Annotated in this window: 15 protein-coding genes; 8 read left to right on the top strand and 7 right to left on the bottom strand. The window is 75.8% G+C overall.

The window, feature by feature from the left end:
- Window positions 1–200 precede the first annotated feature (200 nt).
- The 6 genes from ACYVO2_RS04880 to ACYVO2_RS04855 are packed head-to-tail and all read left to right on the top strand — an operon-like array spanning window position 201 to window position 7,023.
- The gene (locus ACYVO2_RS04880) at window positions 201–401 is read left to right on the top strand and encodes a DUF2997 domain-containing protein (protein ID WP_461006327.1); all 201 of its coding nucleotides are present in this window, start codon (window positions 201–203) and stop codon (window positions 399–401) included.
- Window positions 392–979, top strand: coding sequence for a 4Fe-4S cluster-binding domain-containing protein (locus ACYVO2_RS04875; protein ID WP_461006326.1), 588 nt, complete (start codon window positions 392–394; stop codon window positions 977–979). The genes ACYVO2_RS04880 and ACYVO2_RS04875 overlap by 10 nt, the downstream gene beginning before the upstream one ends.
- Window positions 976–2,517: an AAA family ATPase gene (locus ACYVO2_RS04870; protein WP_461006325.1), complete on the top strand. Its 1,542-nt coding sequence runs from the start codon at window positions 976–978 to the stop codon at window positions 2,515–2,517. Before ACYVO2_RS04875 ends, ACYVO2_RS04870 begins: the two co-directional genes overlap by 4 nt.
- 26 nt (window positions 2,518–2,543) lie before the next feature.
- The gene (locus ACYVO2_RS04865; RefSeq protein ID WP_461006324.1) at window positions 2,544–4,964 is read left to right on the top strand and encodes a WD40 repeat domain-containing protein; all 2,421 of its coding nucleotides are present in this window, start codon (window positions 2,544–2,546) and stop codon (window positions 4,962–4,964) included.
- A gap of 18 nt (window positions 4,965–4,982) precedes the next feature.
- The gene (locus tag ACYVO2_RS04860; protein ID WP_461006323.1) at window positions 4,983–6,599 is read left to right on the top strand and encodes an Hsp70 family protein; all 1,617 of its coding nucleotides are present in this window, start codon (window positions 4,983–4,985) and stop codon (window positions 6,597–6,599) included.
- 13 nt (window positions 6,600–6,612) lie between these two features.
- Window positions 6,613–7,023, top strand: a complete 411-nt coding sequence (locus ACYVO2_RS04855) for a DUF1257 domain-containing protein (RefSeq protein ID WP_461006322.1) — start codon at window positions 6,613–6,615, stop codon at window positions 7,021–7,023.
- Between the two features lie 18 nt (window positions 7,024–7,041).
- Here ACYVO2_RS04855 and ACYVO2_RS04850 read toward each other — a convergent pair whose 3' ends face one another.
- The 3 genes from ACYVO2_RS04850 to ACYVO2_RS04840 all read right to left on the bottom strand — a co-directional run bounded on the left by ACYVO2_RS04850 (window position 7,042) and on the right by ACYVO2_RS04840 (window position 11,519).
- A complete protein-coding gene (locus tag ACYVO2_RS04850) occupies window positions 7,042–7,554 on the bottom strand; it encodes a hypothetical protein (RefSeq protein ID WP_461006321.1) in 513 nt (170 codons plus the stop codon).
- A 71-nt stretch (window positions 7,555–7,625) separates the two neighbouring features.
- Window positions 7,626–8,165 carry a hypothetical protein gene (locus ACYVO2_RS04845; RefSeq protein WP_461006320.1) on the bottom strand — a complete coding sequence of 180 codons (540 nt, stop codon included), beginning with the start codon at window positions 8,163–8,165 and terminating at the stop codon, window positions 7,626–7,628.
- Window positions 8,166–8,282: 117 nt separating this feature from the next.
- Window positions 8,283–11,519, bottom strand: a complete 3,237-nt coding sequence (locus ACYVO2_RS04840) for a non-ribosomal peptide synthetase (RefSeq protein ID WP_461006319.1) — start codon at window positions 11,517–11,519, stop codon at window positions 8,283–8,285.
- An 876-nt stretch (window positions 11,520–12,395) separates the two neighbouring features.
- On the opposite strand from ACYVO2_RS04840, the gene ACYVO2_RS04835 reads away from it, so the two are divergent.
- Both ACYVO2_RS04835 and ACYVO2_RS04830 read left to right on the top strand, forming a co-directional pair.
- Window positions 12,396–13,166: an AfsR/SARP family transcriptional regulator gene (locus ACYVO2_RS04835; RefSeq protein ID WP_461006318.1), complete on the top strand. Its 771-nt coding sequence runs from the start codon at window positions 12,396–12,398 to the stop codon at window positions 13,164–13,166.
- Between the two features lie 23 nt (window positions 13,167–13,189).
- Complete coding sequence (locus tag ACYVO2_RS04830) at window positions 13,190–14,128, top strand: transglutaminase domain-containing protein (RefSeq protein WP_461006317.1); 939 nt, start codon at window positions 13,190–13,192, stop codon at window positions 14,126–14,128.
- Window positions 14,129–14,157: 29 nt separating this feature from the next.
- Here ACYVO2_RS04830 and ACYVO2_RS04825 read toward each other — a convergent pair whose 3' ends face one another.
- From ACYVO2_RS04825 to ACYVO2_RS04810, 4 genes are all read right to left on the bottom strand, one after another.
- Complete coding sequence (locus ACYVO2_RS04825) at window positions 14,158–14,430, bottom strand: acyl carrier protein (protein ID WP_461006316.1); 273 nt, start codon at window positions 14,428–14,430, stop codon at window positions 14,158–14,160.
- A 131-nt stretch (window positions 14,431–14,561) separates the two neighbouring features.
- A complete protein-coding gene (locus tag ACYVO2_RS04820; RefSeq protein ID WP_461006315.1) occupies window positions 14,562–15,641 on the bottom strand; it encodes a glycosyltransferase family 2 protein in 1,080 nt (359 codons plus the stop codon).
- Complete coding sequence (locus ACYVO2_RS04815) at window positions 15,631–17,475, bottom strand: amino acid adenylation domain-containing protein (RefSeq protein ID WP_461006314.1); 1,845 nt, start codon at window positions 17,473–17,475, stop codon at window positions 15,631–15,633. Before ACYVO2_RS04815 ends, ACYVO2_RS04820 begins: the two co-directional genes overlap by 11 nt.
- Complete coding sequence (locus ACYVO2_RS04810) at window positions 17,472–18,413, bottom strand: UDP-glucuronic acid decarboxylase family protein (RefSeq protein WP_461006313.1); 942 nt, start codon at window positions 18,411–18,413, stop codon at window positions 17,472–17,474. The genes ACYVO2_RS04815 and ACYVO2_RS04810 overlap by 4 nt, the downstream gene beginning before the upstream one ends.
- Between the last annotated feature and the right edge of the window lie 59 nt (window positions 18,414–18,472).

Raw genomic sequence — 18,472 nt, 5'->3', positions numbered from 1 at the left:
GGACGGTCGGTGGTCACGGACGGTCAGGCGTCCCGTGAGCGGGCGGGCGGGCCGACGCGCCGCGGGCGTGAGGCGGCAGGAGGCGTGCGGGGGGAGCGGCCCGATCGAGCGGATCCCGCCTGCCCGCGGCCGCTGACGTGGCAGGGTGGGGACCCTACAGTGGCCGGAGCGGTCATCGGTTGCCGGAGCGGGGGGCGCGGGTGGGTGAGGAGATCGTCGAGGTGACGGTCCGGCCCGACGGGCGGGTCGAGGTGCACGTCCAAGGGGTCGAGGGCACGGGCTGTCTGGACCTGACGCGGGACCTGGTCGAGCGGCTCGGCGGCGATGTCGAGGAGCAGGAGCTCACCGCCGATGCGTACACGGAGACCGGCGAGGAGCAGCAGGACCGGCTGTGGCACTAGGCGCTCGCTCGTGGCGGCTGCACGCGACGCTGCCGCGCAGCAGGGCCAACGGTCCCGGGGTGCGGTTCGTGGTGTGGAGTCAGGGGTGCTCGCTGGGTTGCGCGGGGTGTTTCAACCCGTTGACGCACACCGCGGTGGCGCCCCGGGTGGCGTCCGTCGGCGAGGTGGTGCGGGAGGTTCTCGCCACGGACGGCATCGAGGGGGTGACCCTCACCGGCGGTGAGCCGCTGGAGCAGCCGGAGTCCGTGGCCGGGTTCTGCGCGGCGCTGCGGCGGCGGTCGGACCTCGGGATCATCGTGCTGACCGGGTTCACCGAGGACGAGGTGCGGGCCGATCCGCGCCGCGCCGCGGCGGTGGCCGACGCCGACCTGGTCGTCGCCGGCCGGTTCAACGCGGCGCTGCGGCTGGGGTCGGGGCTGCGCGGCTCGTCCAACAAGCGGTACTGGGCGCTGACCGGCCGGTACTCCGCCGCGGAGGTGGGCGAGGTGCCGGAGGCGGAACTGGTCGTGGGCGCGGACGGCTCGATCGTGCGGACGGGCATGCGGGCATGGGAGACGGAGGAGGACGGCACACCGTGACGATCGAGCGGGAGATCGGGCTCTATCTGCGGGCCAGGGTGCCGCTGCTGGTGCTGGTCACCGTGGAGGAGCAGCGGGCGCTCGCGGTGCTCGACGCGGTGCGCCGGGAGCGGGACGCCTCCGCGGACCTGGTGAGCTGGGACGTCGCCGACGGCTTCCATTCCGCGTCCGGCGCGTCGCTGCCGCAGGCGCCCACTCCCGAGCGGGCCCTGGAGAAGATCGCGGAGCTGGTGAAGGCGAGGCCGGGCCGCCGCGACCTGTATGTGCTCAAGGACTTCCACGAGTTCTGGTCCAAGAGCCCGGTCGTGCGGCGCAAGGTGCGCAACCTCGCCCACGACCTGCTGTACACCGGCGCGTCCCTGGTGGTGACCGCGCCCACCCGGGAGGTGCCGCGCGAGCTCGGCGACGACGCGGTGGTGCTGGAGCTGCCGCTGCCGGACGCGGACGCGCTGCGCGCCGAGCTGGAGTCGCTGATCGGCCAGAACAGCGGGGTGCGCAGCGAGCTGACGGTCCACGGGCGGGCCCGCCTCGCCCAGGCGGCGCTCGGGCTGACGTCCACCCAGGCGCGGCGCGCGTTCGCCAAGGCGATCGTGCGGGACCAGGTGCTCGACGACCGGGGCATCGGCGCGGTGCTGGCCGAGAAGAAGGCGGTCATCCGGGCCTCGCGCGCCCTGGACTTCGTCTCCGCCGAGGAGACCCCCGACCACGTGGGCGGGCTGGAGGCGCTCAAGCGCTGGCTCACCCTGCGCGAGCGCGCCTTCGGCGAGGAGGCGGCGAAGTACGGGCTGCCCGCGCCCAAGGGCATGGCGCTCATCGGCATCCCCGGCACGGGCAAGAGCCTCACCGCGAAGATGATCGGCGGCATGTGGCGGCTGCCGCTGCTCCGCCTGGACGTGGGCGCGCTGTTCGGGTCGCTGGTCGGCGAGTCGGAGGAGCGGGTGCGCCAAGCGCTGGCCCTAGCCGACACGGTGGCGCCGTGCGTGCTGTGGATCGACGAGCTGGAGAAGTCGTTCGCGGTCGGCGGCGGCGGTGACGGCGGCACGGCCCAGCGCGTCCTGGGCACGCTGCTGACCTGGATGCAGGAGAAGACCAAGCCGGTCTTCGTCGTCGCCACGGCCAACGACGTCACCGCGCTGCCGCCGGAGATGCTGCGGCGCGGCCGGTTCGACGAGGTGTTCTTCCTGGACCTGCCGACGGAGGCGGAGCGGCGGGAGATCCTCGTGGTGCACCTGCGCAAGCGCCGCCGCGACCCGGCGCGGTTCGACGTGGCCGAGCTGGCCCGGCTGGCCGACGGGTATGTGGGCGCCGAACTGGAGCAGGCCGTGGTGGACGCGATGTACCGGGCGTTCGCCGAGGAGCGGGACATCACCACCGCCGACGTCGCGGAGGCGATCGGCCGTCTCGTCCCGCTCAGCCGCTCCCAGCGGGAGACCGTGGAGCACCTGCGCACCTGGCTGCGGGACGGGCGGGCCCGGTCCGCGTCGTTCGCGGAGGCCGAACGCGCCGTGCACGCCCAGGTGCGGCTGGAACTGACGTAGCTTCGGGCGCGCGGGGGGCAGTGCGGATGATCGACGAGCGCAAGGCCGCCCGGTGGGCGCGGGCGGCGGGCGGGACGGGCGGGCGGTGGCGCCGCCGCCGGGCGGCGAAGGCCTGGGAGCGGCTGCGCGAGGCCGCGGGGCACGGCGACCGGGTGGTGCTGGCCCTGCTGGCGGAGGTGGCGCGGGACGCCGACCACACGCTGCGGGACGGCGCGAGGACGCTGCTCGCCGAGGTCTGGGCGGCGTCCCGCGACACCGAACTGCGCGAGGTCGTCCTGGAGACGGGGGCGCTGGCGCCGCACGGGAGGGCCCGGCTGCTCACCGCCGCGCTGCACGGGCGGCTCGCCGAGCACTTGCCCCCCGGGCAGGCCATCGCGGCGGGCGACCTGCTCGCGGACACCGACCCGGCGGTCAGGGCGGCCGCCGAGCACACCTGCCTGACCGCCGCGGGGCCGCTGCTCGACGCGCTGTGGGGGCGCTTCCTCGCCGGGATCGCGGCACCGGCCGGGCACGGCCCCGGCGTGCCCGGCCTGCTGCTGCGCAACCCCGCGCCGCCGCCCGCCCAGGCCCTCCAGGTCCTGTGGTCGTCGTGGCTGCGCTCGCCGGACGAGCGGCTCTGGGCGGCCCTGACCGCGTGGCGCGTCCCGCCCCCGCGGGAGCCGGAGCGCGGCTACGCCCTCGTCGCGCTGGAGCCCGGCCCCGCCGAGCTCGCCGCCCCGGCCCTGCGCCGGCCGCTGCTGGCGGCGGCCGCCCGGCGGAACCACCCCGTCGGGGCCGCGGCGCGCCGCGCGATCCTGGCCGCACGCGACGCCGAGCTGACCGAGGCGGTCTGCGCGGCCGCCATCGACGAGCCGGCGCTCGTCCCGTTCTGCGCCGAGCACCGCCTGGCGCCGAGGGACCCGGTGCGGCGGGTGACGTTCTTCCTGCTGACCGGCCAGCTCCACCACTACCGGGGCCTGGACCCGGACGGCCGGATGCTGGAGCTGGCCTACTCCACGGCGGACTCCGCGACCCGGACCCGGCTCCAGACGGCGATGCGCTCCGGCGGCGCCGCGGACCTGCTGCGGGTGCTGGTGAGCCGGAACCGGCGGGATCGGATCTCGGAGCTGAGCGGCGACGAGGCCGCCTGGCTGGCCCGGCACCTCGCCGAGCGCGGGGAGTGGGCGGAGCTGTGGCGCGTGGTGCAGGACCTGCCCCTGTCCATGGGGCTGGGCCTGATGGACCTGTTCGGGGCCTGGGTGCCCGCCGGCGAGGACGACCGCCGGGTCTTCGAGCGGATGCGCGCGACCGACCCGGCGGCGGTGCGCGCGGGCGTGGACGAGCTGAGCCTGCACCGGCCCGGTTTCCCCCGGCAGGCCCGCATCATGTTCCACGGCCGGGTCAACTCCGTGTCGTTCGCGCCGGACGCGCCCCTGCTCGCGGTCGCGGGCACCAACCGGGTCGCGGGCGTCGTCGATCTGGCGCAGGGGCGGCTGGTGGAGCGGTACGAGCGGTTCCACGCCTCGGTGGGGTACGTGGTGCACACCGGCGGCGGCGCCTTCGTGGCCGCGGAGCGCAGCAACAACGGGGACACCGCCTGCCGGCTGCTGCGCTGCTCCGACGGCGCGGCCACCGAGCTGCACCGGGAGCCGGGACCCGTCACCTCACTCGCCCTGGCCGGGGCGGACGGCCGCTTCGCCGGTGGCACCCGCGCCGGCCGTGTGCTGCTCGGCGCGCCGGACGGCACGGTGCGCACCGTCCCGGTGGCCGAGCTCGGCCTCGACCCGCGGCAGGACTGGCCCAGGGCGGTGACCGCGCACCTGGGGTCGGGGCGCCTGGCGGTGCTGGGCCGCGGTCTGACCGTCACGGGCGCCGCAGGTGCGGTGCTGGCGCGCGGCGACGCCGGGATGGTGGTCGGCCGCGCCGTGTTCACCGGCCCCGACACGCTGGTCGTGGCGAGCAAGCGCGGCACGGTGCAGGTGCTGCGCCGCGACGGGGACGCGCTGCTGCCCGGGCCGGTCAGCGCGGGCGACGTGTGCGGGCTCGAGGCGCTGCCCGACCGGAGGGAGGTCGTGCTGGTGGACCGCGCCGGGCGGATCGCCGTCCTCGACGCGGGCACCCTCGAGCCGGTGCTGTCGTCCGACACCGCCGTCCGCGGTGCCACCAGCGCCCACCTCTCCCCGGGCGGGGAGTACCTGGCGATCGGCTACGCCAAGGGGTTCACCGACCTGTACGACCTGCGGGTGTGGGCGGTGCCGGGGCTCGCCGCCAGGCCGCTGGTGAACTGCGTCCCCGCGGACCTGCACGTGGTCGCCGGGATGCGCGCGGCGGGGGCGTTCCCCCCGGCGGCGCGGTCCCTGCTCGGCCTGCTGCACGACGTGCTGGCGCACCGCTTCCGCTTCGACATCGAGCTCGGGACCGTCGACGCCGCCACGCTGTCCGCGGGCGAGTACGACATCAGCCTGTGACGAGGAGTGACCACCCCCATGACGACCCGCATCGGCATCGACTTCGGCACCGCCAACACCGTGGTCGCCCGCTGGGACCACGCCCTGGACCGGGGCGAGCCGGTCCCCCTCGACGGCCTCGACCTGCTCCGCGAGGGCGCCCCCGGGGTGCGGCAGCGCGTCATACCCTCGCTGATCGCGTTCGGCGCCACGGGTGACCGCCGCTGGACCGGAGCCGCCGTCGCGCGCGACTCCGAGCTGTTCGCCGACCCGGACGTGGAGGTGTTCCGGTCCACCAAGAGCAGCGTCACCGGGCAGTCCGTGGACATCCCCCGCGCGGTGGGCGCCCGCCGCGTCAGCAACCGGGAGGCGGCGACGCGGTTCCTCGGCGACGTGATGGCCGCGGCCGCGCTCGCCGTGGGCACCGACGACCTGGAAGTCGTGGCGACCGCGCCCGTGGAGGCGTTCGACACCTACCGGGACTGGCTGGTCCGCGAGGTCGGCGAGAGCGCGGGCGTGTCCCGGCTGCGGGTGGTGGACGAGGCCACGGCGGCCGCCGTCGGCTACAGCGCCCGGCTCGGCCCCGGCGACACCTTCCTCGTCTTCGACTTCGGCGCCGGCACGCTGGACGTCTCCGTGGTGCGCGTCCGCGAGCCGTCCGGGGCGGACGGCGGCGCCGGGGTGCGGGTGATCGCCAAGGCGGGCGCCGACCTGGGCGGCAACCACATCGACGCCCTGCTGGCCGAGCACGCCGCCGAGCGGGCGGGCGTGCCGCTGGGCGACACCGCCCTGTACAACCGCGTCTTCCGGCGGCTGCTCGACTCCGCGGAGGCGGCCAAGACCGCGCTCACGCACGGCACGTCGGCGGTGGTGGCGGCCGGCGACCCGGTGACGGGGGAGAGTTACCGCGCGGAGGTCACCCGCGCCGGGTTCGAGGCGCTGCTGCGGGACAAGGACGTGCTCGGCCGGGTGGGCAGGGTGCTGCGCAGGACCCTGGACACCGCGTCGGCGGCCGGCTTCCCCGCCGACGAGATCGCCCAGGTGTTCCTGGTCGGCGGCAGCAGCCTGATCCCCGCCGTGCAGGACCTGCTGCGCTGGCAGTTCCCGCCGGACGTGCTGCGCCTGGACCGCCCGCTGGAGGCCGTGGCCGCGGGCGCCGCCGGGATCGCGGGGGGCCACGAGCTCCACGACCACATCCAGCACGACTACGCCATCCGGCACGTCAACCGGGACACCGGCGCCTACGAGTTCGAGACGCTGGTCCGCGCGGGCAGCACCTACCCGACCCCGGAGCCGGTCCGCACCCTCACCGTCAAAGCCGTCCGCGACGGGCAGCGCAACCTCGGCCTGGCCATCTACGAGCTCGCCCACGCCACCTACCGGGACGCCGGCGCCGACCTGGAACTCGTCTTCGACGCCGGCGGCGGCGCCCGCGCCGTCGCGGTCACCCCCCAGCACCGCCAGGAGCGCTCCCAGGTGTGGCTCAACGAGGACAACCCGACCTTCCTCGAGGCCACTCCCCCGGCCAGGGCGGGCGTGGACCGCTTCCGCGTGGACTTCCGCGTCGACACCCACAAACGCCTGACCGTCTCCGCCTACGACCTGGAACGCGGCATCTGGGTCCTGGACCGCCAGCCCATCGTCCGGCTCGCCTGAGAGGAGCTCGACCATGTCCCACTACACCCGGGTCCGCACCGCCCTGCGCGACCGCGACATCCTCGTCCGCGCCCTGCACCGGCTCGGCTTCCGGGAGGTGGAGGCCCACGACGAGCCGCAGCACCTCTACGGCTACCAGGGGGACCGCCGCCCCCAGGCCGCCGAGGTCATCATCCGCCGCGCCCACATCGGCCGGCTCAGCAACGACATCGGCTTCGCCCGCGCCGCCGACGGCACCTTCCAGGCCGTCATCAGCGACTACGACCGCAACCGCTACGACGCCGACTGGTTGCGGCGCCTCACCCAGACCTACGGCCACGAGAGCGCGCGCTCCTTCGCCGAGGAGCACGGCTACGACATCCTCACCGAGGAGCAGGACGAGAACGGCGACATCCGGCTGACGCTGCGGCGGACGGTGCTGTGACCCGGGCCGGGGCGGACGTCACCCGGCGGGTTGGATGCGCAGGACGGCGGTCTTGCCGAGGACGTCGACGACCTTCAGGCTCATGGTGTCGTTGATGGTCGCGGCGGGTCCCTCGGCGCAGCGGAGCCCGACGCCGCCGCTGCCGTCGGAGGACACGCCGCCGCCACCGGAACAGCCGGTGACGCTGTAGCCGGACCCCGTCAGGGGCGCGACCATCTCGACCTCGTCGCCGGTGATCGCCGTCACCTCGATCGGCCCGAGGCCGTACTTCTCCGGCACCGCGACGGTGTCCCCCACGGCGACCTTCAGCTCACACGTCCCGTCGGCGCAGGGCCCGGTCGGGGAGGGCGACGGCGTGGTGCTCTCCCCGGGAGTCCGCGCGGGGTCCGACGCCGACGCGTGGGAGCCGGACCCGCCGGGCCGGGCCTCGTCGGAGGAGCCGTCCGAGGAATCCGAGGAACACGACGTGAGAGCGGCGAGGACGACGGCGGCCACGACGGCGGTGACGGTGGGTGACGTTCTGCGCATCATGGCCGCCATTGAACCGCGCCGCGGCCGGGACCCCTCCCGGCCGCCGACCGGCTCGGGGTCGGGCGCCTCGATCACCAGGGGCGGCAGCGGCGGACGTAGTAGGCGCAGGTCAGGGCCAGCGTCATCGGGCCCCACAGGGCGACCGGGCCGATGCACAGCTTCGCCAGCGTCTCCCACCAAACGTTCCGGTAGCCGGTGCCGTCGATGACGCCGACCCAGGTGAGCGCCATCATCACCGAGACGGTGGTCAGGAGGAGCCCGCCGGCCGCCGCCGGGACGATCACCGCCGCCGGACGGATGCGCCTGCCGCCGACGGCGGGGACCCAGGCGGGGACGACCTCGCCCCATCCGCGTACCAGGCCGACGCACAGCAGAGCCGCCACCTCCGTGAGCACGCTGAGGCCGAAGACGTACGGGACGCTGATCCACAGGGGTGGCGGGGTCGCGTCGGGGATCTGGCCCATCTCGAAGTGGAAGGCGAACGGCAGCCGCCACAGGCACGAAGGCAGGAGAAGCAGCGGGGTCAGGTGGGCGGTCCGCAGCGCCCAGCGGGGGGCGGGCCGCCGGGTGTCGCTGACGGAAGGGGCTGCGTGGACGAGCTTGATCGGCATGCCCCCACCCTCCTCGTTCCGCGAGGACGGGTAATCACCCGCGCAGTCGACCCGGGTCCCCCGCGGGGATGACGGGTCCCGGCCACACCCGCCCCGGCGCGGGTGCGGCCGCCGGGCTCAGGTGTCGCCGTCCGGCGTCGGCGGGGTGGGGCTGTCTTCCGCGGGGTCCTGCCCCTCGGGGGTCCGCCGGGCCGCGGTGAGGCCCGCGGCCAGGGTGCGGACGGTCGGCTGTTCGAAGAGCATGTCGAAGTCCAGCTCCACCCCGAACTCGGCCTGGATCCGGGAGGCCAGGCGCATGGCCCGCAGGGAGTCGCCGCCCAGGGCGAAGAAGTCGGCGTCGGGGCCGGCCTCCGGTACCCCGAGGACGTCCTGGAAGATCTTGGCCAGCGCCGCCTCGGGCGCGAACTCCCCGGCGTCGGCGGGTTCCGGCGCGGCCGGGGGCCGGTCGGACGGGGGCAGGTCGGTCGGGTCGGCGGGGTCGGGCAGGGCGGCCAGGTCGGTCTTGCCCGCCGGGTTCAGCGGCAGCGCGTCGAGCGTGACGACGGCCTCGGGAACCATGTAGGCGGGGAGCACCCGGCGCAGCGCGGCGCGCAGCGGGTCGGGCCCGGCCTGCCCCGCCGAGGCGTCCGGCACCACCCAGGCGACGAGCCGTCCCGCGCGCTCGGCCACCGCGGCGGCCCGTACCTCGGCCAGGTCCAGCAGCGCCGCCTCGATCTCGCCCGGTTCGATCCGGTAGCCGTGCAGCTTGAGCTGTCGGTCCATCCGGCCGAGCACCTCGATGCGGCCGTCGGGCAGGTGCCGGGCGCGGTCACCGGTCCGGTACATCCGGGCGGGCGGCCCCGCGAAGGGGTCGGTGACGAAGCGTTCGGCGCTCAGCTCGGGTTGGCGCCAGTAGCCTTCGGCGACGCCGTCGCCGCCGATGCACAGCTCGCCGACGCAGCCGACGGGCAGCAGGCCGCCGTCGGGGCCGAGGACGTGCATGACGGTGTTGGACACGGGGCGCCCGACGGACACGCGCCGGGTTCCGGCGTGGATCCGCTCGACGCTGGAGTAGACGGTGGTCTCCGTCGGCCCGTACATGTTCCACACGGCCGCCCCGCGTTCGGCCAGCGGCGCGGCCAGATCCGGCGGGAACGCCTCGCCGCAACTGTAGAGCCGGGGCCGGCCGGCGCCCTGCCAGCCGGTGCCGAGCAGGGCCCGGTAGCGGGAGGGCGTCGCCTGGAGGGCGGTGATGCCGTGCCGGGTGACGTAGCGGTCCACCTCGGCTCCGCTCAGCCCGAGGGACTGCCCGCCGACGTGCACGGTGGCGCCGACGGCGAGCGGCGCCAGCAGCTCGGCGAGCGAGGTGTCGAAGGTCAGCGTGGTCAGGGCGAGGAACCGGTCGTCGGGGCCGAGCCCCGGGAAGCGCAGCGCCAGGCTGTCCACGAGGTTGGCCAGGGCGCGGTGACCGACGGCGACGCCCTTGGGCCGTCCCGTGGACCCGGAGGTGAAGATCACGTAGGCGAGACCGTCGGGCGTCGCCCCGGGCAGCGCGGCGCGGTCGGCCACCGACGCGGAGGCCGCGGCCCCATCGAGCAGGGGGGCGTCGAGCACGGAGACGTCGAGCACGGAGACGTCGAGCAGGGGGCCCTGCCACGCCTGGAGCGCGGGCGCGCCGGTGGCGTCGGTCAGCACGAGGGCCGGCTCGGCGTCGGCCAGCACGCGGCTGGTGCGCCCAACGGGGTGGGCGGGGTCGAGGGGGACGAAGGCGGCGCCCGCGCGGGCCACGCCCAGCAGCGCCGTCACCAGGTGCGCGGACCGGCCGAGGCAGACGCCGACCCGGTCGCCCGGGCGCACCCCGGAGGCGGCCAGGCGGCGGGCCAGGTCGGTGGCCAGGCGGTCCAGCCTGCGGTAGCTGAGCACCACGGGTCCGGCGACGACGGCCGGGTGGTCGGGGCGCTCGGCGACGGCGGTGTCGATCAGCTCGGGCAGCAGGGCCCGGGGCGGTGTGCGGTCCACGGCCGTGCCGTTCCACTCCCGCAGCAGCCGGGTCCGGGTGGCCTCCGGCACGGCGAGGACGTCGCGCAGGGGGGCGTCCGGCCGCCGGGTGAGGCGGGTGAGCACGGTCGTGACCTGGTCGAGCAGCGCCTCGGCCTCCTCGGCGGTGAACCGGGCGGCGTCCACCACCGCCTGGAGGCGCAGTTCCTCGCCGGGGCGGACGACGAGGGTCACGGCGTAGTTGGTCCTCGTCTCGTAGCGCACGTCGCTGATCCGCGGCGAGCCCGGGGCCGGTGCGGCCCGCGTGGGGTCCGGGTAGTTCTCGAACACCACGACCGTGTCGAACAGCGGGACCATGGGGTCGGTCCCGGCCCAGCGGTGGATGTCGGTGAGCGCGGTGTGCTGGTGGTCCAGGACGGGGTGGCGGGCGGCGGCGTACCGGGCGAGCCAGTCGTGGGCGGTCTGTTCCGGGTCGGTCCGCACGCGCACCGGGACGGTGTTGATGAGGGTGCCGACGATCCGCTCGGCGCCGGGCAGCCCGGGGGGCCGTCCGGAGACGGTGACGCCGACCACCACGTCCTGGCGTCCCGAGCAGCGGGCGACCGTGCCGCCCCAGGCGGCCTCGACCAGGCTGCCGAGCGTGGTGGAGTGGGCGGCGGCGAGTTCGCGCAGCGCGGTGTGGACGGGGGCGGGCAGGCTCGCCGCCACGGTGCGGAAGGTGCCCGAGGGCAGGGCGCCGGGGCGGACGCCGGGGAAGGTCAGCAGGGCGGGTTCCCGGTAGCCGGCCAGGTAGGCGGACCAGAACGCCCGGTCGCGCTCCGGGTCCTGGCGCCGCAGCCAGGTCACATACTCGCGGAAGGGGGGCGGTGCGGGCCGGTCGTGTCCGGCGCCGGTCGCGTCCGCGGTGACCTCGGCCAGCACCAGGGCGGCGGACCAGCCGTCGAGCACCATGTGGTGGTAGCTCCACACCACCAGGTCCTCGCCGGGCAGGCGCAGCACGAGCAGGCGCATCAGCGGCGGCCGGGTCAGGTCGAACGGCCGGCCGCGGCAGGCGTCGAGCTCCGCGGCCACGGCCGTGTCCCGGGCGGGGCCGGCCTCGGCGGTGAGGTCGCGGACCCGCACCGGGAGCTCCGCCGCGGTCAGCACCACCTGGTGGGGGGAGCTGATCCGCTGGTGGACGAACGCGGTGCGCAGCGCGGGGTGGCGGGCGATCGCGGCCTGCCAGGCGGCGGTCAGGGCGGCGACGTCGAGCCGGCCGGCGACGCGGAAGGTGGTCACCTCGGTGTACAGGCCCTGTCCCGGCGCCGCCATGGTGTGGAAGAGCATGCCCTCCTGGACGGGCGAGAGGGGGTAGATGTCCTCGACGTCGTCGTTCACTGCGTGTCTCCTCGGACTGGGGCAGGGCTTCGCCTGCGCCGGGGCGGCGGCGCGGCGCGGGCGAGGTCGGCCGGGCCGGACACGGTGCCGGTACCGGCGCACACGGGCGAACCGCGCCGCCGCCTTCCGGTGCGGCCGGCTCCGCCCCGCCGGATCCATTCCCCGCGTGCCGCCCATTCCCCGCCCCGGCGCCGAGGCGGGCGCCGACCGGGTGCGCCGGACACCGGTGCGGAAACGCGCAACCGGCTCGGCACTCCCTTCTTTTTTCCCGGCGTTTTCGCGCATGCGCCCTCCCCGGGAAAGGAGGTCCCGCCGGGGCAAGTAAACCAGCGGCGCTCCTTTCGGGGCAAGACTTTCGAAATGTTTCGAAGGCCGTTTCCGGGAGTCGCATGAGGAGGTGCCGCCTCCGTTTCCCGCGGCGTATTTCGGCCCCGCGCGACGGGGACGGACCGGAATCCGGCCACGGGCGCGGGCGCCCGCGCACCCCGTTCCGCACCGCACTCGCCACCCGGTCACAGACCAGTGGGACGGCCTTGCTGAGCTGGGATGAAGCGGTTTTCCACACAGGCTCACGGCGCTTTCGACGCAGGCCCGAGCCGCCGACCGGCACGCCGCGAGGAGCGCACGTTGACACCGTCTTCCGGGCTGTGGCAGGTTGATCACCTGTTCGACTTATTGGAATTGTTCGCTGTTTTCCGGCTCCTCGCCCCCGCCTCGGGACGACGTGCGGCGGCCCCGTGCTCCACGGCTGTGTCCGGGAGCGCCCAGACAGGAGCGGATTCCGGTTCCGGTCACATCGTCGACGACTCCTGCGCCCCATCGTCCGGGCCGGACCGAGCCATGCGTGAGGAACTCACAAATACCATGTCTTCAGCAATGGAATACCGCATTCTCGGACCACTCGAAATCCGCGAGTCAGCCACCGTCATCGCCGTGGGCGGAGTCAAGCAGCAGACGCTCCTGGCCTTTTTGTGCCTCCACGCGAACCGGCACGTCTCCGTCACCGGCCTGATCGACGCGCTGTGGGGCGGGGCACCGCCGCCGAGCTCGCGGAAGAACGTCCAGCTCTATGTGAGCCGCCTGCGCAGACTGCTCGCCACGGGGCGCGCGGTGAGCCGCCTGACCACGGTCGGCGACGGCTATGTGCTCTCCACCCCGCCCGAGACCGTGGACCTGGCCAGGTGCCAGGTGCTGTGGGAGCGCGGCCGGGAGAGCATGCGGCGGGGCGACCCCGAGCAGGCCGCCCGGCGTTTCCGCGAGGCGGTCGAGCTCTGGCGCGGCCGGCCGCTGAGCGGGCTGGACCAGACCCCGGTCATGCGGGCCGAGGCCGCGCGGCTCGAACAGCTCCGCCTCGCGCTGCTCGGCGACTACCACCAGGCGCAGCTCGACGTCGGCCGGTACGCCGAGGCCATCCCCGACCTGGTGCGGCTGGTGCGGCTGCACCCGCACGAGGAGCGGCTGCGCGGCCATCTCATGCTGGCGCTGTGGCGGTCCGGGCAGCGCCCCAAGGCGCTGGCGACATATCTGGAGGCGTACCACGCCATGGTGGACGACCTGGGCATCGAGCCCACCCAGCGGCTGCGGGTGCTGCACCGGGCGATCCTGGCCGACGGCGCGGAGCCCGCGGCGAGCGGGCCCCGTGCGTAGCCGGGGCCGGAAGGAGGAGCGCGATGCCCACCGTCCCTGAGGCCCGCACGGAGGCCGACGTGGCGCACGCGGTGGCGAAACTGCTCCGCGTCCCCGACCGGTACCGCGTGTTCGAGGTGTCCGCCGAGGACGCCCGGGCCGGCTACCCGGTGGACGAGGCCCTGCTCACCGCGCTGCGGGACGCCGGGCTGCCCAGCCGGGGCGCGGGCGCGGAGGCCCGCTTCGACGCCCTGGACCTCCAGAACGTGGCGCTGTCGCTGCGGCTGAACACACCGTGGTTCGCGTCGATGCGCTGGTGGGCGTCGTCCCTGACGACCAGCAGGGAGAACGACGAGGTCGGCTACCGGGTCGGCGTCCGCTCGCGGTGCGCCGAGTGCGCCGGCGCGGGCGGCGGCTGCCCCGTGGTCCTCGCGCCGGAGCTGCTGCGCGCCGCCCACGCCACCGACGACCCGGCCGAGGCCGCGGCCGCGCGGGTGGACCTCCGCGCGGTCGTGCGGCTGCCGGGGCGGCCCCCCGCCTTCGCCCCGCCCGTCGCCGACGTGCTGCGGCTGGCGGACCCGCTGGAGTGGCACCTGCTGCCGGACGCGCTCGTCACCGACCTGGGGTTCCTGCGCGGCACCGGCCTGGCCGACTGCCGCCTGGCCGCGCACTACCTGCACCGGGAGGCGCAGGCCGCGGGGGTGCCGGTGCGGCGGGCGTTCGGCCTGATCGTCACGGTGCCGTTCTCCGCGACGCACCACTGGGTGGAGTTCGAGGTGGACGGGCGCTGGCTGCCCGCGGACCCGCTGCTGCTGGCCAGCATGGCGCGGTGGGGGGTGCTGGACGGCGCGCGATGGCCGCCCACGACCTCCCCGCTGGGCATGATGTGGCGCATCGGCGAGTGGGGGGTGCACCTGGCCAGGCACCACGCGGCGCCCGCGCACACCACCCTGCCGACCACCCGGCTGACCCCCGCCCGCTGAGGTCTCCCGCCGGGGGCGACTGCCGGGGGTCAGCCCGCGCCCCCGGCGGCGGCCTCCCGGGCGCGCCGGACGGCCGACCACAGCGTGCCGGGCCGCGCGAAGGACTCCGCGACCAGGTCCTCGATCGGGATGGTCACCTCGAAGCCCGCCTCCAGTCTGCCGATCAGGGTGACCGTGGCCAGCGAGTCCAGGCCGAGGTCGACGAGGGACGCGTCCGGCAGGAGCGGTTCACCGCCGGACAGGTGCGGCAGATGGGCGCGGACGATCGTCTCGAACTCGGCCGGCCATTCCACGTCGTGCATGTGTTCTCCAGCGGTCCAGGAAGTCCAGGGAAGTCCAGGGAAGAGGTGCGGGATTCGGGGGGAGCGGCGGGGCGCACCGGCCGGCGCGTCCGGCCGGCCCCGGGGTGCCGTCCCGGCCGTCGCCGCGGCGGTCACGGCCGGGGCGCGGACCCGTCCGGCGCCTCCGGCGTCATCGGCGCGTCGTCCAGCTTCCGCATCCCGCCGAGCAGGAGCGCGGGCCGGCGCAGTTGCACCGCGGCGACGGCCGCCCCCAGGTCGAACGAGAAGTCCACCAGCACCCGCACGACGGACTCCGCGGTGGTCCGCGGCGTGTCGCCCGGCTTGCGCTGCCGCGCGACCTCCCGGCCGACGAGCAGGCCGCCCACCGCGGGCACCAAGGCACGCGTGCGCCCGCGCCACCGGGGCGGGGCGGCGAGCGCGGCCACCGCGGCGGCGCCCAGCACGGTCACCGGGTTGAGCCGCACCCTGCGCAACTCGGGGTGCACGGTGCACAGCCACTGCTCCGACCTGCCGTAGTGGAACAGCCTGCGGGTGACGGTGGACAGCGAGTCGGTGCTCCTGCGGTTGTGGGTGATCCTCGCCTCCGGGTCGCAGGTGATGACGAACCCGCGGCCGGTCAGGCGCAGCCCCAGGTCCACGTCCTCGCCGGCGACCACGGTGAGGGACTCCTCCACGAACCCGCCCACCTCCTCCAGCGCGCTCCTGCGCACCATCAGGTTGCTGGTGGTGGCGAACGTGAGCCGGCGGTTCCGCAGCGGCTTCTCCTGGTCCCCGTTGAGGCGCCCGGACCTGCTCATGATGCGGAACAGCAGGGTGCCGCTGGCATCGACCAGGGTCGGGCCGGCCACCCCCGCGGTCGTCGCCGGCGCGCCGCGCAGCGTCCGGACGTGGCGCCCGATGGTGTCGGGCTCCGGCCGGCAGTCGGAGTCCGTGAAGAACACCAGGTCGTGCGCGGCCAGGCGGATCCCGACGTTGCGCTTCGCCCCGACGTGCCGCGGGCCGCGCACGTAGCGGGCGCCGTACTGGCGGCAGTTGACCTGGTGCTGCGCCGCCTCGGGGGCCGGGGAGTCGTCCACCACGATCGTCTCCACGGGCTCGGGGCACCGCCGGGCGGCGACGCTCACGCTCTCCAGGAGGTCGCGCAGCTCCAGGACGCGCCCCTTGACGGGAACGACCACCGAGACGCCGCGGGCGCCGGACTCATCGTGCATGGGGACCTCCAGTGGTGTGGTGTCCGGCGCCCGCTCCGCGGCGCGGCTCCCGCGCCGAACCGCGCAGCGCCGCGTGGTCGATCTTTCCGTTGCCGTTCAGCGGGAACGCCGCCACCTGCACCAGCTCGCGCGGCACCATGGCGGCGGGCAGGTGCTCGGCCAGCATGGTCCGCAGCTCCCGCACCTCCTGCGGCGCCATCGGCCGGCGGGCGGTGAAAAGGGCGAGCAGGCCGGGCGGATCGGCGTCCCGCACCAGGACGGCGGATTCCAGGACCAGGGGGTGGCGCCGGACCGCGGCCTCGATGTCCTCCAGCTCCATCCGCACGCCCGCGACCTTCACCTGCCGGTCCGCCCGGCCCGTGTAGCGGACGCCCTCCGGGGTGACGCGCACCAGGTCCCCGGTGCGGTAGAGCCGCCCGGTCGGCGACGCCGGGTCCAGGGGGTCCCGGAAGAACGCCGGGGTGGCGCGGCCCGGGTCGGCCGCCAGGACGTAGCCGAGGCCCACCGCCGCGCCTCCGACGAACAGCTCGCCGACCTCGCCCGGTTCCGCCGCGCGCCACGCGCCCGCCTCCGCGTCTGCGTCTGCGTCTGCGTCCGCGACCAGGACGTACAGGGGCGCGCCGCCGATCGGCCGGCCGAGGGGGACGCGCTCGCCGTCGCGGTCCGCCGAGGTGACCTCGTGGTGCGCCACGTCGTCCGAGCACTCGGTGGAGCCGTAGGCGTTCAGCAGCCGCGCCCGCGGGAACGCGGTGCGGACCCGCCCGGCCAGCGCGGACGGCAGCTCCTGCCCGGTCGAGATCAGCCACCGCGCCCCGGTGAGGCGGGGCCGGCCGGAGCGCTCCGCCTCGTCCGTCAGCCACCTGAGCACCGTGGGCACGTGCTGGGTGACCGTCGCGCCGGTGCGCTCGAGGCGGTCCAGGAGCCGGCGCGGCACCAGGCAGTCGCCCTCGCGGACGACCGCCACGCTGCCGCCCACCAGCAGGGGGGCCAGCATCTGCCAGATGGAGACGACGAACCCGGGCGGGGCGGTGAACGCCACGCGGTCCCGCGCGGTGAGCGACAGCACCCGCGCCTTCGCCCACAGGTGGTTCATCATGCCCCGGTGCTCGACCAGGACCCCCTTGGGGCGCCCGGTGCTGCCCGAGGTGAACAGGCAGTAGCGGGCCTCGCGCGACTGGTCGCGGGGCTCGGCCTCGGGCGGGGCGGGCGGCCGCGCCGAGGACGGCTCCCCCGCGGCGGGCACCCGCAGCACGGGCAGGCCCAGGCCCGCGGCCTCGCGCACGGCGGTGCCGCAGCCGCAGCCCGCGGCGCCGGGGCCGGCGGGGCCGGCGGGGCCGGCGTGGTCGGCGTGGTCGGCGTGGTCGCAGGAGGCGAGCACGGCCCGCGCGCCGCCGGCCGCCAGCACCTCGGCGATCCGGGCGGCGGGCCAGGACGCGTCCAGCGGCAGGCAGACGGCGCCGGCGCCCTCCAGGGCGAGGTACACCGCGACGGTCCGGGCGCTGCGCGGCCCCACCGTGGCGACGACGTCGCCGCGCCGGCAGTCGCCGGCCGCCAGGACGCGGCGGATGCGGTCCGCCTCCGCCGCGAGCGCGGCGTAGCCGAGCACGGTGCCGCCGTCGAGGACCGCCACCCGGTCGGGGTGGGCGGCCGCCGTGCGGCGCACCCACGTCAGCACCCCCGACGAGGTGTCCGCGTCGGGCGCGGCGGCGCGGAGCGCGAGCTCGGCCGCCCGCTTGGCCGCCCCGGGGCGCAGCGGCAGCTCCGCGAGGGGGCCCACGGGCGTCGTCCGGTCCGCCGCCCGGTGGCCGGTGCCGGTCGTGCCGGCGCCGGTCATGCCAGCGCCGCCGCGTGCCGGTACCACTCGATGGTGCGCCGGAGGCCCTCCTGCGCCGGGACCGCGGGGCTCCAGTCCAGCACGCGCCGCGCCAGCGAGATGTCGGGGCGGCGGCGCCGGGGATCGTCCTGGGGCAGCGGGATGAAGGTGATCGGGGACGAGGACCCGGTGAGCTCGCGGACCAGCTCGGCGATCCGCAGCAGCGGCAGCTCCTGCGGGTGCCCCACGTTCACCGGGCCGGGGTGGTCGCTGCCGAGCAGGCGGGCGATGCCCGCGACGGTGTCGTCGATGTAGCAGACGGACCTGGTCTGGGTGCCGTCGCCGGTCACCGTCAGTGGGGCGCCCCGCAGCGCCTGGTCGATGAAGGTCGGCACGGCGCGCCCGTCGTCCCGCCGCATCCGGGGCCCGTAGGCGTTGAACAGGCGGACGATGGCCGTGTCGAGGCCGTGGCGGGCGCGGTAGGCGGTGGTCGCCGCCTCGGCGAACCGCTTGGCCTCGTCGTAGACGCTCCGCGGGCCGACGGGGTTGACGTTCCCCCAGTAGTGCTCGGGCTGGGGGTGCACCTCCGGGTCGCCGTACACCTCGGAGGTGGAGGCCAGCAGGAAGCGGGCGCCCTTGGCGCGGGCCAGGTCGAGGGCGTGCAGCGTGCCCAGCGAGCCCGCCTTGAGGGTCTCCACGGGGAAGCGCAGGTAGTCCGCGGGCGACGCGGGGGACGCGAGGTGGAGCACGGCCCCCACGGGCCCGGGAACCGTCAGCCCCGCGCACACGTCGGCGTTCAGCAGCCGGAACCCCTCGTGTTCCTGGAGGTGCTCGATGTTCTCCACGGCACCCGTGAGGAAGTTGTCCACGCAGAGGACCTCGTGCCCCGCGCCGAGCAGGAACTCGCAGACATGGGACCCGATGAATCCCGCACCGCCCGTGACGACGACCGATGTCATCGATACCTCCAGAAGTTCGGTTCGAGGGCCCCCGCGTGGGCGCGGCGGGCCCCGCGTAA

The organism is Streptomyces capparidis, from assembly GCF_054782095.1.
The sequence above is the reverse complement of the archived record's forward strand: the minus strand, read 5'-3'. Positions and strand labels throughout refer to the sequence as shown.

What these genes read in the sequence shown, in the direction of transcription:
- ACYVO2_RS04845 (WP_461006320.1), bottom strand. Translation starts at nt 8,165, where the DNA reads ATGCCGATCAAGCTCGTCCACGCAGCCCCTTCCGTCAGCGACACCCGG.
- ACYVO2_RS04850 (WP_461006321.1), bottom strand. Translation starts at nt 7,554, where the DNA reads ATGATGCGCAGAACGTCACCCACCGTCACCGCCGTCGTGGCCGCCGTC.
- ACYVO2_RS04830 (WP_461006317.1), top strand. Translation starts at nt 13,190, where the DNA reads ATGCCCACCGTCCCTGAGGCCCGCACGGAGGCCGACGTGGCGCACGCG.
- ACYVO2_RS04825 (WP_461006316.1), bottom strand. Translation starts at nt 14,430, where the DNA reads ATGCACGACGTGGAATGGCCGGCCGAGTTCGAGACGATCGTCCGCGCC.
- ACYVO2_RS04855 (WP_461006322.1), top strand. Translation starts at nt 6,613, where the DNA reads ATGTCCCACTACACCCGGGTCCGCACCGCCCTGCGCGACCGCGACATC.
- ACYVO2_RS04815 (WP_461006314.1), bottom strand. Translation starts at nt 17,475, where the DNA reads ATGACCGGCGCCGGCACGACCGGCACCGGCCACCGGGCGGCGGACCGG.
- ACYVO2_RS04860 (WP_461006323.1), top strand. Translation starts at nt 4,983, where the DNA reads ATGACGACCCGCATCGGCATCGACTTCGGCACCGCCAACACCGTGGTC.
- ACYVO2_RS04835 (WP_461006318.1), top strand. Translation starts at nt 12,396, where the DNA reads ATGGAATACCGCATTCTCGGACCACTCGAAATCCGCGAGTCAGCCACC.
- ACYVO2_RS04820 (WP_461006315.1), bottom strand. Translation starts at nt 15,641, where the DNA reads ATGCACGATGAGTCCGGCGCCCGCGGCGTCTCGGTGGTCGTTCCCGTC.
- ACYVO2_RS04810 (WP_461006313.1), bottom strand. Translation starts at nt 18,413, where the DNA reads ATGACATCGGTCGTCGTCACGGGCGGTGCGGGATTCATCGGGTCCCAT.
- ACYVO2_RS04865 (WP_461006324.1), top strand. Translation starts at nt 2,544, where the DNA reads ATGATCGACGAGCGCAAGGCCGCCCGGTGGGCGCGGGCGGCGGGCGGG.